The organism is Halomonas sp. DP5Y7-2, assembly GCF_019802025.1.
Classification (GTDB): domain Bacteria; phylum Pseudomonadota; class Gammaproteobacteria; order Pseudomonadales; family Halomonadaceae; genus Halomonas; species Halomonas litopenaei_A.
In genome coordinates, this window is the sequence record NZ_JAHVHY010000006.1 from 95,838 (window position 1) to 117,917 (window position 22,080).

A 22,080-nucleotide genomic window follows, 5' to 3' on the forward strand; every position below is an offset into this window, starting at 1 on the left:
GGAGAGAACGTGATGAAGCAGGATCAGCCCGGCCAGCCGGTCACTCGCAACGACGACGCCAATCATGAGTTGAGCGTTCGGGTGAGAGACCTGGACCTGTGGTACGGCGACTTCCACGCGCTGAAGTCGATCAACATGGATCTCTACCAGAAGAACGTGACGGCGCTGATCGGGCCGTCGGGTTGTGGCAAGTCGACTTTTCTGCGCTGCTTGAACCGCATGAACGATCTGATCCCCAGTGTAAGCATCAAGGGGCTGATCGAAATGGACGGTCGCGACGTGAACGAGTCGAAGATGGATGAAGTCGCCTTGCGTCGCAGGGTCGGCATGGTCTTTCAGAAGCCCAACCCGTTCCCCAAGTCGATCTACGAAAATATTGTCTACGCCCCCAAGATGCATGACCTGGTAAGCCGCAAGGCAGATCAGGATGAGCTTGTCGAGCGTGCGCTGCGTGACGCCGGCCTGTGGGAAGAGGTCAAGGACAAGCTGCATCAGCCGGGGACATCGCTGTCCGGTGGACAGCAGCAGCGTCTGTGTATTGCACGGGCGATTGCCGTGCAGCCTGACGTGATCCTCATGGATGAGCCGACGTCAGCACTGGATCCGATCTCTACTGCCACCATCGAAGACTTAATGGACAAGCTGAAGCAGCAGTTCACTATCATCACCGTGACCCACAACATGCAGCAGGCGGCACGCGTGGCGGACTACACCGCGTTCTTCCATCTGGGTGAAGTGGTTGAGTACAACGACACCAAGACCATGTTCTCGACGCCGCATACCAAGAAGGCCGAGGACTACATCACCGGCCGCTACGGCTAGACCAGTGATGATGGTAGCTCTGGCGCACTGACCGACCCCGCGTGAACCCGGGAAGACGTCATCAAGCACAGACAAGCGTCAGCAGACCATGACATCCATGAGGGAGGCCCAGGGGCCTCCCTCATTGTTTCAGGCGATCATGACGCAGTGACGCTCTACGCTATCGTTGTGCGCGGTGATGTCGGTCGGAAGGCATGCACGGTGATGCTCAAGCCATGCGCCACGAGTGAGGCGAGACAGCCACGCCGGTAGAGAAGAGCCACGCCAGTAGACAGCCATTCCTGTAACCAGCCATGCCCGTCAGGCACCGTCAGTCAGGCACCGTCAGTCAGGCAGGTCTGGCGACCCCTCGCATGCACAGCAGACCCAGTAGCGGGCCAGGCAGCAACAGCCACAGCACGGCCACATCCAGGGTCTGCCACAGGCTGGCGCCAAGCCAGATGCCTGGCAGTGTCAAACTGAAGCCGATGGCATTCATCACAGACAGGGTGGCACCAATACGTTCTTTGGGGGCGGCACTCGAGGCCAGTGAAGAAAATTGCGCCGAGTCCGCAATGACGCTGAACCCCCACAGCATCAGCAACAGCATGAGCAGGGCCGGGTTGACGTTGGCCAGCAGGGGGTAGAGCAGGCACAGGCTGCCAGAGGTGGCCAAGGCGAGATTGGCCGCCCTGGCACTGCCGTACTGCCGGCTGTAGGCACCGGCGGCAATACAGCCCAGGGCACCCACCGCGATCACCGCAAAGCTGAGCCAGGGGGTCCAGTGGCTGGCCACCGCAAGTCGCGTTACCTCGCGGCTCACCAGCAGTGGCACCAGCATCCAGAAGGCGTAGAGCTCCCAGCAATGACCAAAGTAGCCCCCGGCCACACGCAGGAACTGGCGGTCACGAAAGGCCGCCAGCCCGTCGCGCAGCGACGCCCGTCCAGAGGTGTGCGGTAGGTGGGAGCCATCCCCCAGCAGGCCGACAGCAAGCCCGCCAAGGACCGCCAGCAGAGACGCCAGCGCCAGGGTCCAGGCCCAGGGAAGGTCAAGGGTCGCACCTCGCAGTAGATGCGGCATGGCCGTGCCCAGGGTCAACATGCCGACCAGCCAGGCCAGCGCTGCGCCGGTGTGCTTTGGGGTCCAGCCGATGACCAGCTTCATGCCCAGCGGGTAGATGCCGGCGAGGCAAAGTCCGGTGGCAAAGCGCAAGGCGACGGCGAGGGCAGGGCTCGAGGCCGCGAGGACGAACGCCAGGTTGATGGCGGCCCCCGCCAGGCTCGAACAGAGAAAGATACGGCTGGCTCGATGGCGGTCCGCTAGACCGGAGCCAGCGATGACCAAGGTGCCCACGATGAAGCCGAGTTGGACGGCGAGAGTGAGCAGACCGATGTCGGCTTCCTGCAAGCCCAGGTCATCGCGAAGGGATGCGGCAACGCCGTTGACGCTGAACCAGAGCGAGGTGCCACACCACTGGGCCAGTACGATCAGTGGCAGGGCGAGTCGAGAGCGGTCCATCCATGGTTCCTGTGAGGGGAGGCATAGGCCGAAAGCACCAGCGGCGCCTCGGGCCTATGTCGATGAATGACGGGCCACACACATGGGCACGCATGACCGCCTCGTTTCAGTGGGTGAGGCGGTATCAGTCGATCAGCTCTACCGCGACGGCCGTCGCTTCGCCGCCGCCGATGCACAGGCTGGCGATACCGCGTTTGCCGCCCTTGGTGCGCAGGGCATGGATCAGGGTAGCAATAATCCGGGAGCCGGTAGAGCCCACCGGGTGGCCCTGGGCGCAGGCGCCACCGAAGACGTTGACCTTGTCGTGGGGGAGCCCGAGGTCATCCATGGCCATCAGCGTGACCACCGCAAAGGCTTCGTTGATCTCGAACAGGTCAACATCGTCGACCTTCCAGTCAAGCTTCTTCATCAGGCTGTCGATGGCCCCGACCGGGGCGATGGTGAACTCGCTCGGATGACGTGAGTGGGTGCTGTGTCCCACCATGCGAGCCAACGGCACAGCGCCGAGTCGATCGGCCGCCGCCCGAGTCGACAGGATCAGCGCAGAGGCGCCATCGGAGATGGAGCTGGCATTGGCGGCGGTAATGGTGCCGTCCTTGGCAAAGGCCGGTCGCAGGGAGCGGATCTTGTCGAGGCGAGCCTGGAAGGGTTGTTCGTCCTGCTCGACCAGACTATCGCCCTGGCGGCTGGTGATGGTCACCGGGGCCATCTCGGCGATCAGGTGTCCAGCCTTGGTGGCCTGCATGGCGCGCTCAAGAGAGGCGATCGCGAAATCGTCCATGCGTTCCCGGTCATAGCCGCGCTCATTGGCCACGTCCTGGGCAAACCCGCCCATCAGGCGACCGGTCTCGGCGTCCTCGAGCCCATCCAGGAACATGTGATCCTTGAGTTCGCCATGGCCAAGGCGATAGCCGCTGCGCGCCTTCGTCAAGACATGAGGTGCGTTGGACATGGACTCCATGCCTCCGGCCAGCATCACCTCGGCCGTGCCGGCCTTGATCAGGTCGTGGGCCAGCATGGTGGCCTTCATGCCGGAACCACATAGCTTGTTGATCGTGGTGGCGCCGCGCTGGTCGGGAATGCCTGCCTGACGCATGGCCTGACGCGCTGGCCCTTGCTTGACGCCCGCCGGCAGAACGCAGCCAAAGATGCCTTCTTCAATGGCGTCGGGGGGGATGGCGGCTCGTTCGATAGCCGCGGCGATCGCGCAGGCGGCCAGTTCTGGAGCAGTCTTGCTGGAAAGAGAACCGAGCATGCCGCCCATGGGCGTGCGGGCGGCGGCAAGAAAGACGATGTCGGTCGGGTGCATGGCGTGCCTCCTGTGACCTTGATGGCCTGGCCCGTTAAGGACCGGCCATGGCGGTATTGTGGTTGTTGGCTATCGCGAGCTGGCGCCTGCGGAAGACCTTCAGTGTGGCCCAGCCCGGCGAGATGCGCTTGCGGGTCCCTGGCGTTGACAGGATCAGTCGGCGTTGACCCTGAGGGTGCGCTATGCTTCCCTCATCAAAACCAAGCAAGCGCTAGTGTAACTGTCGATGAATGTAATGAATGACTCGCCTCGCCGCAAGGAGCTGATCCGCCTCGCTGCCCAGCTGTTTGTCCAGGAAGGCTTCGATCGCACGACCGTGCGCATGCTGGCTCAGGAAATGGGTATCAAGTCGGGTAGCCTGTTCCATCACTTCAGGGACAAGCAGGAAATTCTGGCCGCTGTCATCGAAGAGGGGACGCAGAATGCCTTGACGCTGGCTCGCGCGGCCCTCGACGACGCAGGCTCAGACCCCTTGTCCCGGCTGCATGTCATGGCGCGTGCCCATCTGGATACGCTGTTGACCGATCGCAACGCCCACGTCGTCGCGCTCTACGAATGGCGACGCCTGGACGACGCTGCGCGGGATCATCTGACCCACCTGAGGGACGCCTACGAGGGGCTGTGGAACGACGTCATCGACGAGGCCATCGAAGCCGGTCTGGTGGCCGGTGATCGAGCGCTGGTCGCGCGTTTTGTGCTGGGGGCGCTGAACTGGACCGTGCGCTGGTACGATCCGGACGGTCCGCGCAGCCCAGAGCAACTGGCCGATGAATTGGTCAATATGCTGACCCGCCGGACCTGAGCGCCACCTTTACCGCGTCCTGGCGGCGCTATCCCGGGGCAGGGGGCTCAGGCGATAGGCTCCCTCTCCAGTGATCCCCACCCAATGAGTTCATCTCATTGGTCCGCACTCCGTGAGCTCCTCTCAATGAGCGCCTCTGGGTGACTCCCTTCTGTTCACTCGCATTGCCTTTGTTCATCTCCCTTCTTGCGTTGGCATGAGTTTCCCCCTGAATCCTGTCTGCAGCGGCGCTGATGACCTGGCGGCGGTGTCAGGCTAGACGATGGTCTATTCCGGTTGTGCTTGTCACTCCTGTACGAAGGATCTAGTTTTCACCCTAGCGCTTGCTAGGTTTACGCTTACGTCAACGGAATGCTTGGGCCGGGGCAGCGCTCTCCAACAAACACAACGTAAGAGGCACGTCATGAGCCATGCCACACTCCCATCGGCCGAGTCCTATCGCGAGACGTTTGATATACAGCAGGTGATTGACCGCTTGGACGATCATGGTGACGGCTGCCTCAACGCTTACTATGCCTGCTGTGGGCGTCATGTAGCGCAGGGCCGTGGCGAGGTGCTGGCGTTGGTGCACGAAGCACCGGATGGGGCCGTTACACGCCTGAGCTATCGCGAACTGGATAGCCTGAGCGCACGTCTCGCCGCGTGGATGTCGGCCCAGGGGCTGGCAGCAGGGGACCGTATCGCCTGCATGCTGCCGCGCTCGCCCCAGCTGTTGATCGCAGTATTGGCGAGTTGGCGGCTGGGGGCCGTGTATCAGCCATTGTTTACGGCATTTGGCCCGGATGCCGTCGACTACCGTCTTGGGCGAGCCGATACCAAGCTGGTCATCACCGATGGCGCCAATCGTCACAAGTTTGACGGTCTGGCGTCCTGTCCCTCGGTGCTGGCGCTGGGTGGCGCCAGCGAGGCACATCCGCAGGATCTCGACTGGGATCACGCCCTGTCCAGTGAGCCATCGTCGGCTACGCCACCGCGCCTTGGCCCTGAGCAGCCGTTTCTGCAGATGTTTACGTCAGGCACGGTCGGCAAGCCCAAGGGGGTTGCCGTGCCGCTCTCCGCAATGCCCGCCTTTGCGCTGTATATGGAGCTGGCCGTCGACCTGCGTGGGGAGGATCGCTTCTGGAACATGGCAGATCCCGGCTGGGCCTATGGCCTCTATTACGCGATCACCGGACCCTTGCTGTTGGGCGTGACCACGCATTTTTGCGAGGCCGGCTTCAGTGCCGAAGGCGCACTGGCCTTCATGCAGCGCCATGACATCACCAACTTTGCCGCCGCTCCTACCGCCTATCGTTTGATGAAGGCGTCCGGGCTCTTTGATCAGGCACACGAGACACTGTCGTTGCGGGCGGCGAGTTCCGCCGGGGAGCCGCTGAATACCGAAGTGGTCAACTGGGTCGAAAGGGCGCTGGGCTGCGCGGTGATGGATCACTATGGCCAGACCGAAACGGGCATGACCTGCAACAACCATCATTGTCTCGACCATCCCAAGCATGTCGGCGGCATGGGCGTGCCAATGCCGGGCTATCGCCTGGTGATTCTTGATGCGGAATATAACGAGCTGCCGCCGGGCGAGCCCGGTGTGCTTGCCGTCGACGTGGCGAGGTCGCCGGCGCATTTCTTTCCCGGCTATACCTGGCAGGAAAAGCATCCGTTTGCCGAGGGCTACTACTTGACGGGAGATGTGGTCATCCGCAACGACGACGGCAGTTTTCAGTTTGCCGGAAGAGATGACGACATCATCACTACCGCAGGTTATCGGGTAGGCCCGACCGATGTGGAAAACTCGGTATTGACCCATCCTGCCGTGGCGGAGTCGGCTGCGGTGGGGCAACCCGATGATATTCGTGGGGAAATCATCAAGTCCTACGTGGTGCTCCGGGAGGGCTTCGAGGCCAGTGATGAGCTTGCCGAGGATATCCGCCAGCAGGTCAGAGAGCGCCTGTCGACCCACGCCTTTCCAAGGGTGATCGAGTTCGTCGATGAACTACCCAAGACCCCCAGTGGCAAGATTCAGCGTTTCAAGTTGAGGGCCGATGCTGCCGCCAAGGCGTGACGCCTGGCGCCATCTTCTGACGCCCCGAGGGAGCCCTCGTGGCGTGTGTTGTCAAGCACGTCTGGTAAAGAGAGAGAACACTTCATGGATATCAACGATGCCACCTTTGTGATCACCGGCGCTGGCTCCGGGCTTGGTGCCGCCTGTGCCAAGAGACTGGTGGCAGCCGGAGCCCAGGTGGTGCTGTGCGACCTCAGCGACAAGATCGACCAGCAGGCCAAGGACCTGGGTAAGGGCGCTATCGCCATGCACGCCGACGTCACCTCAGCAGACGACATGCAGGCGGTGTTCGATGCGGCACGTCAGCATGGCGAGCGCGAGGGGGTCGACGGCGTCATCCACTGCGCCGGCGTGGTCAGCGTGGCCAAGCTGGTGGATCGCCATGGCCATCCTGCCGACCTGGAGGCCTATGCCCGGACCATCCAGATCAATCTTGTGGGGACCTTCAACGTGATGCGCCTGGCCGCGGCGACGATGGTACACAACAGCCCGGGTCAGGACGGTGAGCGGGGTGTCATTATCAATACCGCGTCCGTGGCCGCTTTTGACGGCCAGGTAGGGCAGTGTGCCTACAGTGCGTCCAAGGCAGGGGTGGTCGGCATGAGTCTGCCCGCCGCCAGGGAATTGTCACGCCATGGGGTGCGGGTAATGGCGATTGCCCCAGGGGTATTCGAGACGCCGATGATGGCCGATATCCCTGAGGACGCCGTCGCAGCGCTGTCGCAAGCCGTGCCGTTTCCCAAGCGGCTGGGCAAGCCGGATGAGTTCGCCCGGCTGGCCGAGCAGATCATCACCAACAGCATGCTCAATGGCGAGGTCATTCGCCTGGATGGCGGTATTCGCATGCAGTAATGCGCAGTGTGCCGGCGAGGCGCGGGCGACGGCCGTCTCGTCGGCTGTCACCCACAGGGTGATGGCGTAGCGTCAGTGACCAAGATGCCTGTGGTGGCATTACGACCGACGACAGGACGGGTGATCAAGGCATGGCTGACCATGGTGCCAGGGACGATCGTGCCATCGACACTCAGTGTCTCTGGGATGCCAAGGGTTCAAACGAACGCTTGACTTGTGGTCGGTTGCGCCGCTATTTTCAAACACATGTTTGAAAGCCCGATGAGCCATGGTGGCACGGGCATCGCCTCGGATCGACAGGAGTGACCCATGCCAGATTATCAGGCACCGCTGCGCGACATGCGCTTCGTGATGGATGAGCTGTTCGACTATCCGGCTCATTACGCCCGCTTGCCCGCTGGCGACGACGTTTCGCCAGACGTGGTGTCTGCCATTCTGGACGAGGGAGCGCGCTTTGCGCGTGAAGTGTTGCTGCCGTTGAATCAGAGCGGAGACAAGCAAGGCTGCCGTCTGCAAGACGGCGATGTAAAGGCCCCCGACGGCTTTCGTGACGCCTATCGTCAGTACGTCGATGGCGGCTGGCCCGGGTTGGCCGCAGAGCCCGAGCATGGTGGCCAGGGCTTGCCGCCGTCTCTGTCGATGCTGTTGTCGGAAATGATCTGTGCAGCCAACCTCTCCTGGGGCATGTATCCCGGCTTGTCTCACGGTGCAGCAGATGCGCTGCGCCATCACGGCACGCCGGAGCAACAGCGGGTCTATCTGACCAAACTGGTGGAGGGCAGCTGGACGGGCACCATGTGCCTGACAGAGCCCCATTGCGGCACAGACCTTGGCCTGATCAAGACCAAGGCTACGCCGGACGAGCAGGGCGGCTACCGCATCAGTGGCACCAAGATCTTCATTTCTGCGGGCGACCACGATCTTTCCGACAACATCGTGCACCTGGTGCTGGCTAAGTTGCCGGATGCGCCGGAGGGTTCCAAAGGCATCTCGCTGTTCCTCGTCCCCAAGTTTCTGCCCGATGCCGAGGGTGAGCCCGGTCAGCGCAATGGCGTGACCTGCGGTTCGTTGGAACACAAGATGGGGATTCACGGCAATGCCACCTGCGTCATGAATTTCGATGGCGCCACGGGTTACCTGATCGGAGCTCCCAACAAGGGACTCGCCTGCATGTTCACGATGATGAATGCGGCTCGGATCGGGGTGGGCATTCAGGGGCTGGGCCTGGCCGAGGCCAGCTTCCAGAACGCGCTGAGCTATGCCCGTGACCGGCTGCAGATGCGCGCGCTATCGGGGCCCAAGGCGCCGGAGAAGGCCGCGGATCCGATCATTGTGCATCCCGACGTGCGGCGCATGCTGTTGACCCAGAAAGCCATCGCAGAAGGCGGTCGGATGCTGGTGCTGTATACCGCTCAGCTGATCGATGTGGTCGAACAGACGCCGGCTGGGGAAGAACGGGAGCGCGCCGAAACGCTGTTGGGGTTACTGACGCCCATCGTCAAGGCATTTCTGACCGAGCTAGGCTTCGAGGCAACCAATGAAGGCGTACAGGTCTTCGGTGGACACGGTTTCATTCACGAGTGGGGGATGGAGCAACTGGTGCGTGACGCCAGGATTACCCGTCTCTACGAGGGCACCACTGGCATCCAGGCCCTCGATCTGCTTGGACGCAAGGTGCTGATGAACCAGGGCGAAAGCCTGAAGGTGTTCACCAAGGAGATCCATCTGTTCTGCAAGGCGGAAGCAGACAACGAGGACATGGCCGCCTTTGTTGCTCCTCTGGCTAAGTTGAACAGTCAGTGGGGCGAACTGACCATGGCGATCGGGATGAAGGCGATCAATGATCGGGAGGAAGTCGGCGCGGCGTCGGTGGACTACCTGATGTATTCCGGCTACGTCACCCTGGCCTATCTGTTCGCCAAAGCGGTGAAGGCATCCCGCCAGGCGCTGGCACAGTCGCCAACCGATGCGGCCTTCTACGAGGCCAAGATCCATACCGCCCGTTTCTACTTCGAGCGCCTGTTGCCGCGCACCAGAGCCCACGCCGCGCAGATGCAGTCAGGTGCAGAGAGCCTGATGGGATTGGATGAAGGGGCCTTTGGTCTGGGCTTCGAGCGGTAGTCGTGAACCGTACCGGCCTCTGCGTGTCGTCGCTGAGGTCGGTCAATCGAGCTCTCTCGGTCAGGTGACTGATCGTTGGCGGCGAGCCTGGCTCGCCGCTTTTTTTATATGTTGTCGATCGGCTGGCCAGCGCCTGCATCGGTATGTGAGTTATTTGATATCAGTAAATTCATAAATATCAGACTACACTGATGAGCGCGTTCATTAGCGGACATAGGGGTTTCATGGCATGATGCGCAGCAAGTGAATGTTACCTCCAGTGAAGCCCAGGGCTCACGCTGTTGTCTTCTTTGCCCCTCCAAGGAGTTCTGATGAGTCGTCATCTGGGCTTGCGCGTCAAGTCTCTGCTGGTGCCGCTGTTGTCGTTTCTCATGGCGTTGGTGCCCATGGTCTGGATAGGCATGCACGCGCTGCAGGATCTGGAACGTCACTTCGTTCAGCGTTATGCCGAACAGTACAGCCGCTTGCACCTGCAGCGCATGCTCACGCCGCTGTCCCGCGAGCTGGCGTTGGCCAAGCGCTTTGGCGACATGGCGGTCACCCGCGAGTGGCTGGCAGATATCGATAACCAGGAACTGAAGGCTCGCTTTTTCCGTGAGGCCGAGGGGTTTCGCCAGCAGTTTGATGGGGATGACTACTACGTCGTGCACCATCAGACAGGGCAGCTCTACTACAACGACGGCAGGCTCGAGGAGAGTCGCGACCCGCGCTATAGCCTCGACGCCGACAGCGACGAAGATGCCTGGTACTTCCGTGCCATGGACAGCGGCGCGCCATTTGGTGTCCAGGTGGCTTACAGTCGAGCGCTGAATACCACCCGGGTGTGGGTCAACGTCCGCGTGGATGGTGTTGACCAGCCGCTCGGTATGGTGGGTGGAGGTCTGAATTTCCAGCACCTGCTGGCCAGCAGCTTCGACGACCAGTCACAGGGTGTGTCTTCCTACGTGCTTGACCAGCAGGGGCAGGTGATGGCGACCGCCGAGGGAGGCGACTTCCAGGCCACGGACCTTAGCCGTGATGCGGGTGAAATGAAGACGTTGTCACCCTTGGTAGAAGACGCCGATGCGTTGCAGCAGATGCTTACCCAAGCTCGAGACGGTGATGAGGATGTCATCAACAGCACCCTGGTCTGGGGCGGTGATGAAAGGGAAGTGGCGGTCAGCTACCTGCCGGAACTGGACTGGTGGCTGGTCTCGGCGATAGACCCCTACGCTATGCAACTGCTGGAAAAGCGTTGGCTGATGCCGTTGCTGGTGGCGCTGCTGTCGGGTCTTGCCATCATGCTGGTGGCGGTCGTGTTCACCCTGCAGCGTCTGATCGTGGGTCCGGTGCAGCGCCTCAGCCGCTCTGCTCAGGCGCTGGCAAGAGGCCAGTACGATGTCGAGCTGGACAGCGACAGGGGCGACGAGATCGGCGATCTGTCCCGGGACTTCCAGCGCATGGCGGATCAGGTCATGGCGCATACCGATGAGCTTGAGGAGCGAATCCGACACCGCACGGCGGCATTGGAGAGCGCCAATCATCAGATGAGCGAGGCCAAGCGCCAGATCGATGATTCGCTGGAGTGCGCCAGAGCCCTGCAGCAAGCGATACTTCCCCGCCGTGACCTGACCCAGTGCGCCGGACTCCATCATGGCGTGCTGTGGAATCCACGGGATGCCGTGGGCGGCGATATCTTCGTCTTCCGCAATGCGGGCCACGGCTACCTGCTGGGCGTCATCGACTGCGCGGGTCACGGGGTTCCTGGGGCGTTGATGACCATGCTGGCACGTGCGGCCTTCGACAACTCCGTGAATCAGGTCGGGCCAGAGGACCCGGCGGCGATCCTGACAGAGATGGACCGTCGTATACGGCGTACCTTGCTTGGCGAGACCGAGTCCGAGGCCGTTACCCCCCATATGGATGTGGGTCTGGTATGGGTAGAGGCCGATGAGCGACGGTTGACCTATGCCGGTGCCAAGTTGGATCTCTATGTGACCGACGGCAGCCAGCTTCAGGTATTGGCGGGAGGGCGCCGCGCACTGGCTTACAAGCGTCCAGGTGAATATCGTAATCAAACGTTGGAAGTTGCCCCTGGCTGGTCCTGTACCCTGTGCAGTGACGGTTTTCTGGATCAGGCGGGGGGCAAGGACGGCTTCGGCTTTGGCAAGCGTCGCTTCGAGGCCATGCTGATGACTCACGCTGCGCTGACGCCAAGCGCTCAGGTGGCGGCATTCCTGCAAGAGCTCGAGCACTTCCAGGGCGACCAGCGCCAGCGTGACGACATCACATTGCTGTGCTTCCAGCCTGTTGCCACCACATCAGAGCCGTCAGCTGAGGCGACCACCCACATCTCCCATGGTCTTGATGAGGACACCCCATGGACCTCTTGACGCTACGTGAGCAGTTCGACCAGCAGCGCGTCCTGCTTAGCTTCAATGGCCCGATTTCTCATAGCCTGATCGAAGAAATCGGCAAGGCCATTCGCAATTATCTGAACAGTGAGTCGGCAGAGCCGTCGGCGGCGATGGACGTCTTCTCGACCTACATCGAGATGACGCAGAATATCAGCCACTACGCTACCGCCATGGGCTACGACGACCATCGGGCGACGGCCACGGTGGCCGTTGCGCGCAGTCCAGAAGGGCACTATCAGGTGTCCGCGGGCAACGTGGTCGAGCATGCCGATGGTGAGCGCTTGATGGCTACCGTCGGCGAGCTGAGCGGCCTGGACGCGAGTGAGTTGAAGCGGGTCTACAAGCAGCAGCTGAGGAAGCCTCGGGAAGAGGGCTCCCGGGGTGCAGGCCTGGGGCTGATCGACATGGCGCGCAAGTCCTGTCAGCCGCTCAAGTCCACGCTCAAGCCGATGTCGGACCAGCAAAGTTTCTTCTGCATTACCGCTACCATTTGACGGAAAGTCATCACCATGATTAACGACCTCGCGATTGACGGAACCCAGTCGACACCAGACATCCGCTCTGACTGGGAAGCCGGGCGCCTGACGATGCGCGGCGATTCGTATCCGGAAAACACCTTCGAGCTCTACAGCAGCGTCTTGAGCTGGGTGGATGCCTATCTGCGTTCCGGCGATAAACCGCTGTGCGTACAGCTCGACCTGGTGTATCTCAACACCAGTTCGGTCAAGGCCATGATGGATATCTTTGACCTGATGGAAGAAGCGCATCAGGAAGGCACCGCGTGCAGCGTCGACTGGCGCTACGATATGCGAAATGAACGCATCGCCGAGCTTGCCGAAGAGTTCAAGGAAGATTGCAGTTTTCCGTTCGCGATCACCCCGATCGAGGAAGTGACTCCATGACGGAAAGGGATCGTCAGCTGCTTCGCGACATCGAGGAAATGCTGGCGTCACCGGAGTACGCAGAAAACCCTCTGCGCGCGCCGCTTGAGGCGCTGTACCTGCGGCACACCGATCAGCTCGAGCGGCTGGAGCGCATGGCCGCCATCTCAGATGGCTTTCAGCGGGGTGTGAAGTCGGATCTTACCACCGCCGAGCGGCGGCTCGAGCGCCAGCAGCGGCGCCAGCGCAAGCTGTCGCGCATCGCTGATGGCTATCAGGAGCTGCTGTTCGAGCGTAACCAGACCCTGGAAAGTGAGGTGATGCTGGACCCACTGACCAAGATTCCCAATCGTCGTGGTCTGCATACTGAGCTGCGACGGTTGATGGCGGCCAATCGGCGTCAGCAGAGGCCGTTCACCTTGGCCATGGTCGATATCGATCATTTCAAACGTTTCAATGATGACCACGGCCACGATGTGGGGGACCAGGCCCTGCTGACGGTGGCGCGGGTGCTGAGCGACACCCTGCGCGGCGGCGACATTGTCGGTCGCTGGGGCGGGGAGGAGTTTCTGCTGGCCCTGCCTGGTGCTTCCTTGTGGGCGGCAGAACCTCTGTTTGAGCGGCTGCGCGGCAACCTCAAGGAAACCCGCCTGATCGAGGGCAGCGATCTGACCGTGACGGTGAGTATCGGTGCCGCCGAGCACCGGGGTGACGAAACCTACGAGCAGACCATGAACCGCGCGGATCAGGCGCTGCTGGAGGCAAAGCGCAGCGGTCGCGACCGCTGGCAGGCGGCACCATGAGCCGTCCGTCGCTGGCATCTCTGCCCGTCTCCAGCCAGCTGTGGCTAGAGCCGCTGGCGGCGGTCCACGGTGACGGTATCTGGCAGGCGGTGGAAGCCAGCCGTGACTCACTTGGCCCATGGCTGCCCTGGGTGGATACGACCGTATCCCCCACGGATTGTGAGGTCTTTGTCACTGCAGCCATGGCCGAGCGACGACTGGGCATCGCCCGTCATTTCGCCCTGATGGAAGGCACTGAAGGTGGCGGCAGCGAACTGATCGGGGTGGTCGGCTTCAATCGGATTGTCGAGGGTCACCGCTGGGCGACGATGGGTTACTGGCTGCGGCACGACAGGCAAGGCGCCGGGCGCATGGCAGCGAGTGTGTCTGCGTTGGTGGCCTACGGCTTCAATGAACTGGCGCTGCATCGCCTCGAAATACGCTGTGCCGAATATAACACTCGCAGCCGTGCCATCCCCGAGCGACTCGGGTTCAGGCAAGAAGGTGTCTTGCATGACTGCGAATGGGTTCGAGGCCGCCCCCTTTCCCACGTGGTCTACGCCATGCTGGCCGTCGATAGGATCCCAGAGGGTCCTACCCTGGCGAGGTAGGAGGGTGGCATGGGCATGCCACCCAGCTTTCACGCTGGCTCAGAGCATGATGAAGCGCTATGCCCAGCGCTCCTCAGCGGTAAAGGCCACGATAAACCAGCGTCGCTCCGGCGGAATGCTGAGTCGGCGCGAGATATCCTCGCGAATCTCGTCCATCTCGACCATACCGCGCCCGCTGGCAAAGTGGGGCGCGGTGACAATATGGATTTCAATGCGGTGGCCTCGGCCACTCTTCGCCACATGGCTGTAGTAGTGGCTAAGCCCTTCTCGCTGCATGACCTCGGCCATGGCGGCGTGGACTTCACGATCGATCGCGCTGGGAGCCATCAGGAAAATGTCCTTGGCGGCACGACGGATGATACCGATCGGTACCGGGATGAAGACCAGGGTCAGCACCACCAGTAAGGCGGAGTCGACGTAGGGCGTCCAGTGGTCCAGCGTGGTGCCCTCCAGCAACAACGCGATCACGAAGGCGACCAGCAGCGCCCCGGTGATCAGTGCCGCCATCAGCCAGTTCTTTTGATCAATACGCAGAAATTCCGATTTCGCCCGGCGATTGATCCTCTTCAGGTAGATGGCCATGGTGCTGCAGATGACCAGTACCGCCACGGCGTAAAGCGTCGCCGCCCCGAAGGCCAGGGCGTGTCCCCCGCTGAGCAGCTCGCGTAGGGCGTTGAGAAACGCATAAAAACAAAGTAGCAGCAGAATCGCGCCATTCAGCGCAGCGACCATGGGCTCAAAGTGCCAGAAGCCATGCTGGAAGCGCTGTGTCGCTTCACGCATGACCAGCCGTGACACCGCCAGGGCCAAGGTCGACATGGCGGCGTCGATGGTCGAGAAGACCCCGTCGAACAAGATCGCTTGTGAGCCGGCCAGGAGGCCAAAGATGACCCCAAGCAGGGCCACACCGAGGGTCGTGATGATCGAGAGGGTCAGCGCCCGCTGCTCAAGTCTGGCATCCATGATGTGAAGTACCGTCAAGTAAGACTGGGTCAAGAACGTAAGAGGAGTGCCAGGATGACGCCGGCTACAAAGGGGGGTGGGTCAGCTCATTGCAGGGTAGCCGAGCGTCTGGCGCAGCCGCTCGGCGTGTGAGGCCAGCCAGGTCGCGTCGATGGGGCCCCAGTCGACGATGCGGTAATGGCCGATATTGTGGGGTTTGCCTTGTTCATGCTCGAAGTGGCATTCGATGTCCAGCTCTTCCAGTGCGGACAGGGTGTCCTGAGCGGTGCGACGTGGCATGCCGGTCGCTGTCGTGATGGCGGGAACCGTATCGACGCCGCTGGCGATGAGGTGGGCGACATATAGCCGACGATAGAAGCTGGTGCGGGTCTTGCTCAGAGTCGCCATGGAGTGTCTGCCTGATATCACTTAAAGGTGAGTAAGCGTTACCCAATCGTAGGTGTGGTGCAAGTCGTCACGTCTAGTTTGACGCACGTCAGTAGTTGACGACAGGGCCCGACGTACAGTGGCACGGCGCCAAGGGATAATCATTCGTAAATGAAGGTCCCGAGGCGAGCCATCCCTGTCATCTACGCCTTGAGGTTCGTCATGTCCCCACTTGCTCTCCCTGCCCGAGCCTGTTCCCTCGTCGCGGCTGTCGCTTTCGCTGCCGTCTGTTCGTCCGCCTCAGCGCTCGAGTATCCCATCGGAGAGCCAGCCCTGATCAACGGCATGGAGGTGGCGGCGGTGTATCTGCAGCCAGTCGTCATGGAGCCGGCCGGTGCGCTGGTTGCCGGGGATGCCGATATTCACCTCGAAGCGGATATTCACGCCCTGGAAGATAACGCCAATGGCTTTGCTCCCGGGGCATGGATCCCTTTTCTGCATATCGACTATCGCCTGCAGAAGGAAGGTAGCGACAGCGTGATGGAGGGATCACTGATGCCGATGATTGCCAGTGACGGCACTCATTATGGCAGCAATGTGGCACTGGATGGCGCGGGAGCCTATCACCTGACCTTTCACGTGGAAGCCCCGGAGTTGATGCGCCACGTGGACAAGGAGACCGGGGTCGCGCCCTGGTATGCGCCCTTCGACGTCGAGTATGACTTCGTCTATGCCGGCGTCGGCAAGAAGGGCGGATACTGAGAAGGGAACTCACATTATGCTGTTGTTACGTCGTTCACCGTTGGGGGAAGCCCTCGTCAGAGGGCCGTTGGTGGCCCTGTCGCTGATGTCGCTGTGGGCCGTTGCGGGAGAGGGCCTTGCCGAGGGCCTGCCCAGCTATCGATTGACGCTTGATGACGGGCGTCTCGAGCCTACCCCGTTGCTGGTCAGGGCAGGGGAGCGGTTCAAACTGGAGTTGCACAACAGCGGGGCCACCCCGGTCGAGTTCGAAAGTCGTCGCTTGCGCCAGGAAAAGGTGATGGGCCCTGGCGTCCACTCCTTTGTGGTCATTCATCCGCTCAAGCCTGGTCGCTATGAGTATTTCGATGAATTCCACCTGCCTGAGGCGCAGGGTGAAATCATCGCGGTTGCCCCAGATGAGCAGGCTGCACCATGAATGGAGCGGCCTTCGTGGTGGTGTTTCGTGAAAGCATGGAAGCCATTCTGGTGCTGGGTGTCCTCTACACCTGGCTGGTTCGCGCCGAGCGCCGTGATGCCCTGAGGTGGCTGTGGGCGGGAGCCATGCTGGGCATCGCGCTGGCCATCTCGTTAGGCGCGGCCTTGATGGGCGTCGGCGACGTGCTGAGCGGAGACGCCCAAACGCTGTTTCAGGTGATCATGTCGGCCGTGGCGGCGCTTCTGATCGTGCATATGGCGGCGTGGATGCGGCGCCATGGCGCGACGCTCAAGGGGGTACTTGAGCGCGACGCCCAGCGCTGCCTGGCACCGGTCCGTCAGTGGGGTATCGCCAGCCTGGCGGCGCTGGCGGTTGCCCGGGAAGGCGCCGAGACACTGGTATTTCTCTATGGCATCGGTGTCGCGCAATGGCATCAGGGCACGCGCTGGGACTTTGTCCTGTCCGCCGGCCTGGGGCTGGTGATGGCAGCGCTATGTTTCTGGGCATTGCAATGGACGTCGCGGCGCTTTGCCTGGCGCCTCTATTTTGTGATCAGCGAAGCATTGTTGCTGCTGGTGGCGGCCGGTCTTTGGGTGTCGGCGCTGGAAGGGTTGATCAATCTGGGCTGGTTGCCCGCTGGCATGGATCCGCTCTGGGATACCAGTCAGTGGCTGGACGACGGTCAGGGAGTAGGGGGGATGTTAGCCTCCATCGCTGGCTATCGGGCCTGGCCGCCCTCCACCCTGGTGTTGGGCTACATCGCATATTGGTGGCTGGTCATCATGTACCTGCATGTTCCCCTGCGTAGGCAGAGCAGAGATCGGGTGGCATCGTGAGCATGCGTCGCTGTCTGTCCGCATCAGTCAAGCGCGGCGACGATGAGCGCTCGCGCCTGGATCAGCTAGGACATTGGCTCGCCGATCATCGTCGAGCGGTGCTGGGGCTGCAATGGAGCGTCGTGCTGTTCTACGCAGTGTTGCTGCTGATACCCCCCCTGTTGCCGCTGCCCGACTACCAGTCCCGCATCCTGGGACACCTTACCGTGTTCGCCGAATTCGTGTTCTGGGGTATCTGGTGGCCCTTCGTGATGGTCAGCATGGTCGTTGCGGGGCGGCTGTGGTGTGGCCTGCTGTGCCCTGAAGGGGCGATATCGGAGGCGGCCAGTCGCGTGGGTCTGGGGCGTGCGATACCGCGCTGGATGCGCTGGGGAGGCTGGCCCTTGGTGGGTTTTGTCATGACCACCGTGTATGGCCAATTGATCAGTGTCTATCAGTACCCGAAGGCGGCACTGCTGGTGCTGGGAGGCTCAACCGTAGCCGCCGCCCTGGTGGGGGTGGTCTACGGCAAGGGCAAGCGTGTCTGGTGTCGTCATCTGTGTCCCGTCAGTGGCGTCTTCGCACTGCTTGCCAAACTCTCGCCACTGCACGTTCGCACCGAGCCAGCCAGCTGGCACCGCTATGGCCAAAGACGGCGCAGGGGCGAGGTCGCTCGCCAACCGGCTCCAGACTGTCCCGTGCTGCTTCCACTCAAGCAGCTGGACAGCGCCAGTGATTGCCATCTGTGCTCACGCTGCACCGGCTACAAGGGCGCGATTCATCTAAAGCTGCGTGCCCCTGGGGCTGAGGTGATTGCTCCCCCTCCCCAGCGGCCGGCCACCGTGTGGGAGTACCTGCTGGTGGTGTTTGGACTGCTGGGTGTGGCGGTGGGTGCCTTCCACTGGTCTGCGAGTCCCTGGTTCGTGGCGGCCAAGCAATCGAGCGCGGTGTGGCTCTACGGTCATGGTGCGGGCTGGCTGCTGGATGCCACGGCACCCTGGTGGCTGCTGACCCACTACCCTGAGCAACACGATGTGTTCAGCCTGCTCGATGGCGCTCTGCTGTTGGGCTATATCGGCGTGACGGCGCTGACCCTGGGAGGCTGGACAAGCGCGCTGCTGGGGTTGGCCAATCTGCTGCTGGGCAGGTGGTCCTGGCGGCGCCTGTGGCACCTGTCCTATGGGCTGATTCCTCTGGCCGGCGGAGGTGTGTTTCTGGGGCTGTCGATGACCACCCTGACGCTGCTGCGTGGGGAAGGCTGGCAGCTGCTGTGGGCCGATGATGTGAGAGCGCTGCTGTTGATGCTTGTGGTGGTGGTCAGCGCTTGCTTGAGCTGGGGCCTGCTCGGGCGTTACGTATCAGGCATGCGGCGTGGCCTGGCCATGGGGCTGATGGTGCTGGCCCAGGCGCCCGCGGTGGGCGCCTGGTGGTTGCTGTTCTGGGGCTGGTGATGCCGTTATCGCTGGGGTGCGACAGGGCTAGGCGGCATCCAGGAAGGGCGCCTTCATGGCGTCGATGATCTGGCGCATCTCTTCGTCGGAGGTGATGTAGGCGGGCATGGTATAAAGCCATCGGCCGAAGGAACGCAGCCACACTCCGCGTGAGCGGGCGATGTCTGCCGCATGGGCAAGAGCGGAGGCATCGTGCACTTCGATGACTCCGGTAGCTCCCAGCACGCGCACGTCAGCGACAGCAGGATGCTGGCGCAGACTGTCGTCGCCGGCAAGCTCACGGGTCAGGATGGCATTGAGGTGCGAGATCTTGCCCAGGTAGTTCTCCTCCTCGAACACTCGCAGGCTCTCCAGCGCGACCCGACAGGCCAGCGGGTTGCCCATGAAGGTGGGGCCATGCATGAAGGCATGCAGCTGGCTGTCACCGATGAAGGTGTCATGGACGCGGGTGGTGGCCAGGGTGGCGGCATGGCCCAGGTAGCCGCCGGTCAAGCCTTTGGACAGTACCATGATGTCAGGCGTGATATCGGCATGGTCGGCGGCGAACATCTTGCCGGTGCGGCCAAAGCCGGTGGCGACTTCATCGAACACCAGCAGGACATCAAACTCGTCACATAGCGCTCGTGCGCCGCGCAGATAGTGCGGTGACGTCATGTTGAGACCACCCGCCGCCTGCAGCAGGGGTTCCATCAGCAGGGCGGCTATCTCGTGGTGGTGCTGCTCAAGCACGCTGCGTAGCGCCGCCAGATCTGCCTCGACCTGTTGCGCAGTGGCGCCGTAAGGCGCCTTGGGTGCCGGCGCGAAGTGGTGTTCGGGCAGGTAGCCGGCAAACAGCGAGTGCATGCCTTCCTCCGGGTCGCACACTGCCATGCAGCCGGCGGTGTCACCGTGGTAAGCCTTCATCAATGACAGCATCCGGCGCTTGCCCGTATGGCCACGCAGATGGTGGTACTGGACGGCCATCTTCATGGCGACTTCCATGCCGACGGAACCGCTATCGGAGAAGAACACGTGCTCGAGTCCGTCGGGTGTGAGTCGCACCAGCTCCCGCGCCAGCTGATCGGCGGGATCGTGGGTCAGCCCGCCCAGCATGACATGGCACAGTGTGTCGGCCTGTTGCTTGATGGCGTCGACCAGGCGCGGATGACCGTAGCCATGAATCATGCACCACCATGAGCAGGTCGCGTCGAGCAGAGATTCGCCGGTGTCCAGGGTGAAGCGGGTGCCGCGCCCGCCGACCACCCTGGGGGCGGCGGCTTGTGTCTTGAGATGGGCGTAGGGGTGCCAGACGGGAGAGGGCATCTCGGCTCCTGAGGGTTTAGTAAACCAAAAATATTTCGGCGAGTTTACCATTGCTCCCGCGGCTCCCACCAGCCGGGTAGGCTCCGTCAGGCTATTCAGGGATGCTGGGCGTCGACGCGCTTGAGGAAACGCTCGAACAGAAAGGACTCCTCGTTCTTGAGGGACCGGCTGAGGCAGTCGATGAACTCCCGGCGTGGATAGGTGAAGACGCGCGGGGCCTTGTAGGCATCCAGATCGATGGCGATGATCGTACCGTCGACCACCAGGAAGTTGTCGGTATGCAGGCCTCGACAGTGAATGCGGTCACGATACAGCGCTTCCAGGATGTCCAGGTAGCGCTCCTGCAAGGCGGGATCATCGAGTACCAGCTGTTTCAGCGCCACACCATGGACGTTGGCGGTGACCAGACGGTAGCGCTGAGCGTCAAGAATGGTGGGCGTGTCGATTCCCAGGCGCTCCAGGCGACGGGCTACGTAGCGAAAGTTGTGTCCCGGGTAGCGGCGAATGCCCAGGCGGTAGCGCCAGCGATCGCTCGCCTTGGGTGTGAAGGTCTTGATAAAGGCATCCTGGTCCGGGTCGTAGTGGACCTCGGTGTACTTGCCAGTCTGGATAAGCTGCATGATGTCCTTTGAAGCGAGGCGAAATCGGAGGGTAGGGCAGGGTCAGCGTAGTGGCCGAGGGCCTTAGGCGTCTTCGTCGAAGCGTGCGACGAACAAGGCCTCAAGGGCGTCGAGCACCGCATCGGCGTCGGGACCTTCTGCTTCCAGGGTCAGCACGGTGCCGCAGGGGGCTGCCAGCATCAGCAGGGACATGATGTTGGCGGCATCCCCACAGCGCTGACCGTGGTGCACGGTCACGGAGGCGTCGAACGCCTGACAGCAGGTGACCAGGCGAGTGGCCGCCCGAGCGTGCAGCCCGCGGCGGTTGGTAAGGGTCAGTTCGCGTCTGGCCACGCTCATTGTGCCCCGCTGTCCAGACGACGTTGCTGGCCAAGCTCGCGGTGGCGCAGGCGTATTCTCGGGTGGTCATCGACCAGCGCCGCGGCGATGCTCTCGGCCAGATAGACCGAGCGATGCTGACCCCCGGTGCAGCCTACGGCCACCGTCAGATAACTGCGCTGGCTGGCCTGATAGCGTGGCAGCCAGTTGCGCACCCAGGTCAGGATGTCGCGCTTCATGTCGGCGACGTCTTGATAGTGCTCAAGGAAGGTGATCACGCTTTGATCGCAGCCGTTGGCATCCCGCAGCGATGGTTCCCAGTAGGGGTTAGGCAGGCAGCGTGCATCGAACACGATGTCGGCGTCGGGGGGCACGCCACGCTTGAAGCCAAAGGACTCGATGGTCAGGCTCAGCTGGCCGCTGCGATGATCGGCCACCTGCTCGGCGATGCGTGAACGCAGCTCATGTACGGACAGGCGGGAGCTGTCGATGATCAGATCTGCCAGGTCGCGAATGCCAGACAACGCCTTCTGCTCGGACTCGATGGCCTCGGCCAGGGTCATGTCGGTATTGCGGGTCAGCGGGTGGCGGCGTCGAGTATGGGAGTAGCGTTCCAGCAGAATCCGCGCGTCGCTGGTGAGATAGACGACCTGACAGTCGATGGGACCTTGCTTCAGCCCCGTCAGCTGCGCGGGAAAACGCTCCAGCGCCTCGGGCAGATTGCGCGCATCGACACTGACGGCAATGCGCTGTGAATGTCCATTCTCCAGCTCTTCGACCAGTGACCCCAGCAGCGTCGCTGGCAAGTTGTCGATGGCATAGAAGCCCAGGTCTTCGAGAGCCTGAAGCGCCACGGACTTTCCCGAGCCAGAGCGACCACTGATGATCACGAGCTGCATGTCCTGTCTCCTTGGCAGGGGGCGATAAGAGGGCAGTTG

General features: G+C 62.1%; 22 protein-coding genes. 14 read left to right on the plus strand and 8 right to left on the minus strand.

Annotation, left to right across the window (positions count from 1 at the left end; all coding sequences use genetic code 11):
* Window positions 1-12: 12 nt before the first annotated feature.
* Window positions 13-822, plus strand: coding sequence for a phosphate ABC transporter ATP-binding protein PstB (pstB, locus tag KUW18_RS12585; RefSeq protein WP_222561687.1), 810 nt, complete (start codon window positions 13-15; stop codon window positions 820-822).
* Window positions 823-1,150: 328 nt separating this feature from the next.
* Here the strand turns inward: pstB and KUW18_RS12590 are convergent, their stop codons facing one another.
* Complete coding sequence (locus tag KUW18_RS12590; RefSeq protein ID WP_222561564.1) at window positions 1,151-2,320, minus strand: MFS transporter; 1,170 nt, start codon at window positions 2,318-2,320, stop codon at window positions 1,151-1,153.
* 124 nt (window positions 2,321-2,444) lie between these two features.
* The gene (locus KUW18_RS12595) at window positions 2,445-3,629 is read right to left on the minus strand and encodes an acetyl-CoA C-acyltransferase (protein WP_222238116.1); all 1,185 of its coding nucleotides are present in this window, start codon (window positions 3,627-3,629) and stop codon (window positions 2,445-2,447) included.
* A 235-nt stretch (window positions 3,630-3,864) separates the two neighbouring features.
* Here KUW18_RS12595 and KUW18_RS12600 point away from each other — a divergent pair, with 235 nt between their 5' ends.
* The 9 genes from KUW18_RS12600 to KUW18_RS12640 all read left to right on the plus strand — a co-directional run bounded on the left by KUW18_RS12600 (window position 3,865) and on the right by KUW18_RS12640 (window position 14,130).
* Window positions 3,865-4,431 carry a TetR/AcrR family transcriptional regulator gene (locus KUW18_RS12600; protein WP_222485577.1) on the plus strand — a complete coding sequence of 189 codons (567 nt, stop codon included), beginning with the start codon at window positions 3,865-3,867 and terminating at the stop codon, window positions 4,429-4,431.
* 403 nt (window positions 4,432-4,834) lie between these two features.
* Entirely contained in the window at window positions 4,835-6,487 is a 1,653-nt protein-coding gene (locus KUW18_RS12605; RefSeq protein ID WP_222238118.1) for an AMP-binding protein, read from the plus strand.
* Window positions 6,488-6,571: 84 nt separating this feature from the next.
* Window positions 6,572-7,339: an SDR family NAD(P)-dependent oxidoreductase gene (locus KUW18_RS12610; protein WP_222162984.1), complete on the plus strand. Its 768-nt coding sequence runs from the start codon at window positions 6,572-6,574 to the stop codon at window positions 7,337-7,339.
* Window positions 7,340-7,648: 309 nt separating this feature from the next.
* Window positions 7,649-9,460, plus strand: coding sequence for an acyl-CoA dehydrogenase C-terminal domain-containing protein (locus tag KUW18_RS12615; protein ID WP_222486633.1), 1,812 nt, complete (start codon window positions 7,649-7,651; stop codon window positions 9,458-9,460).
* A gap of 311 nt (window positions 9,461-9,771) precedes the next feature.
* A complete protein-coding gene (gene siaA / locus KUW18_RS12620) occupies window positions 9,772-11,832 on the plus strand; it encodes a biofilm regulation protein phosphatase SiaA (RefSeq protein WP_222561565.1) in 2,061 nt (686 codons plus the stop codon).
* Complete coding sequence (gene siaB, locus KUW18_RS12625; RefSeq protein ID WP_222561566.1) at window positions 11,820-12,350, plus strand: biofilm regulation protein kinase SiaB; 531 nt, start codon at window positions 11,820-11,822, stop codon at window positions 12,348-12,350. The genes siaA and siaB overlap by 13 nt, the downstream gene beginning before the upstream one ends.
* A gap of 15 nt (window positions 12,351-12,365) precedes the next feature.
* Window positions 12,366-12,758 (plus strand): biofilm regulation phosphoprotein SiaC, encoded by a 393-nt coding sequence (gene siaC / locus KUW18_RS12630; protein WP_261315926.1) that lies wholly within the window; start codon window positions 12,366-12,368, stop codon window positions 12,756-12,758.
* Window positions 12,755-13,540 (plus strand): diguanylate cyclase, encoded by a 786-nt coding sequence (locus KUW18_RS12635; protein ID WP_222238121.1) that lies wholly within the window; start codon window positions 12,755-12,757, stop codon window positions 13,538-13,540. The genes siaC and KUW18_RS12635 overlap by 4 nt, the downstream gene beginning before the upstream one ends.
* Window positions 13,537-14,130, plus strand: a complete 594-nt coding sequence (locus KUW18_RS12640; protein ID WP_222561567.1) for a GNAT family N-acetyltransferase — start codon at window positions 13,537-13,539, stop codon at window positions 14,128-14,130. The genes KUW18_RS12635 and KUW18_RS12640 overlap by 4 nt, the downstream gene beginning before the upstream one ends.
* 57 nt (window positions 14,131-14,187) lie before the next feature.
* Here the strand turns inward: KUW18_RS12640 and KUW18_RS12645 are convergent, their stop codons facing one another.
* Entirely contained in the window at window positions 14,188-15,093 is a 906-nt protein-coding gene (locus tag KUW18_RS12645; protein ID WP_222561568.1) for a cation diffusion facilitator family transporter, read from the minus strand.
* An 81-nt stretch (window positions 15,094-15,174) separates the two neighbouring features.
* Window positions 15,175-15,480: a helix-turn-helix domain-containing protein gene (locus tag KUW18_RS12650; RefSeq protein ID WP_206937177.1), complete on the minus strand. Its 306-nt coding sequence runs from the start codon at window positions 15,478-15,480 to the stop codon at window positions 15,175-15,177.
* A 201-nt stretch (window positions 15,481-15,681) separates the two neighbouring features.
* Here KUW18_RS12650 and KUW18_RS12655 point away from each other — a divergent pair, with 201 nt between their 5' ends.
* Genes KUW18_RS12655 through KUW18_RS12670 form a run of 4 tightly spaced genes read left to right on the plus strand, consistent with a single transcriptional unit; the run spans window position 15,682 to window position 18,902 of the window.
* Window positions 15,682-16,221, plus strand: coding sequence for an iron transporter (locus KUW18_RS12655; protein WP_222238123.1), 540 nt, complete (start codon window positions 15,682-15,684; stop codon window positions 16,219-16,221).
* Between the two features lie 16 nt (window positions 16,222-16,237).
* A complete protein-coding gene (locus KUW18_RS12660; RefSeq protein ID WP_224852041.1) occupies window positions 16,238-16,636 on the plus strand; it encodes a cupredoxin domain-containing protein in 399 nt (132 codons plus the stop codon).
* On the plus strand, window positions 16,633-17,472 hold the full coding sequence (locus KUW18_RS12665) for an FTR1 family protein (RefSeq protein WP_222561569.1): 840 nt from the start codon (window positions 16,633-16,635) through the stop codon (window positions 17,470-17,472). Before KUW18_RS12660 ends, KUW18_RS12665 begins: the two co-directional genes overlap by 4 nt.
* Before the next feature lie 2 nt (window positions 17,473-17,474).
* Window positions 17,475-18,902: a 4Fe-4S binding protein gene (locus KUW18_RS12670; RefSeq protein ID WP_222561688.1), complete on the plus strand. Its 1,428-nt coding sequence runs from the start codon at window positions 17,475-17,477 to the stop codon at window positions 18,900-18,902.
* Window positions 18,903-18,929: 27 nt separating this feature from the next.
* Here the strand turns inward: KUW18_RS12670 and bioA are convergent, their stop codons facing one another.
* The 4 genes from bioA to rapZ form a co-directional block, all read right to left on the minus strand.
* Window positions 18,930-20,204 (minus strand): adenosylmethionine--8-amino-7-oxononanoate transaminase, encoded by a 1,275-nt coding sequence (gene bioA / locus KUW18_RS12675; protein ID WP_222486640.1) that lies wholly within the window; start codon window positions 20,202-20,204, stop codon window positions 18,930-18,932.
* Between the two features lie 95 nt (window positions 20,205-20,299).
* Complete coding sequence (locus tag KUW18_RS12680) at window positions 20,300-20,824, minus strand: hypothetical protein (RefSeq protein ID WP_206937188.1); 525 nt, start codon at window positions 20,822-20,824, stop codon at window positions 20,300-20,302.
* A gap of 63 nt (window positions 20,825-20,887) precedes the next feature.
* Window positions 20,888-21,157, minus strand: a complete 270-nt coding sequence (locus KUW18_RS12685) for an HPr family phosphocarrier protein (protein ID WP_222163229.1) — start codon at window positions 21,155-21,157, stop codon at window positions 20,888-20,890.
* Window positions 21,158-21,159: 2 nt separating this feature from the next.
* Entirely contained in the window at window positions 21,160-22,041 is an 882-nt protein-coding gene (gene rapZ / locus KUW18_RS12690) for an RNase adapter RapZ (RefSeq protein WP_222561570.1), read from the minus strand.
* Window positions 22,042-22,080: the final 39 nt, after the last annotated feature.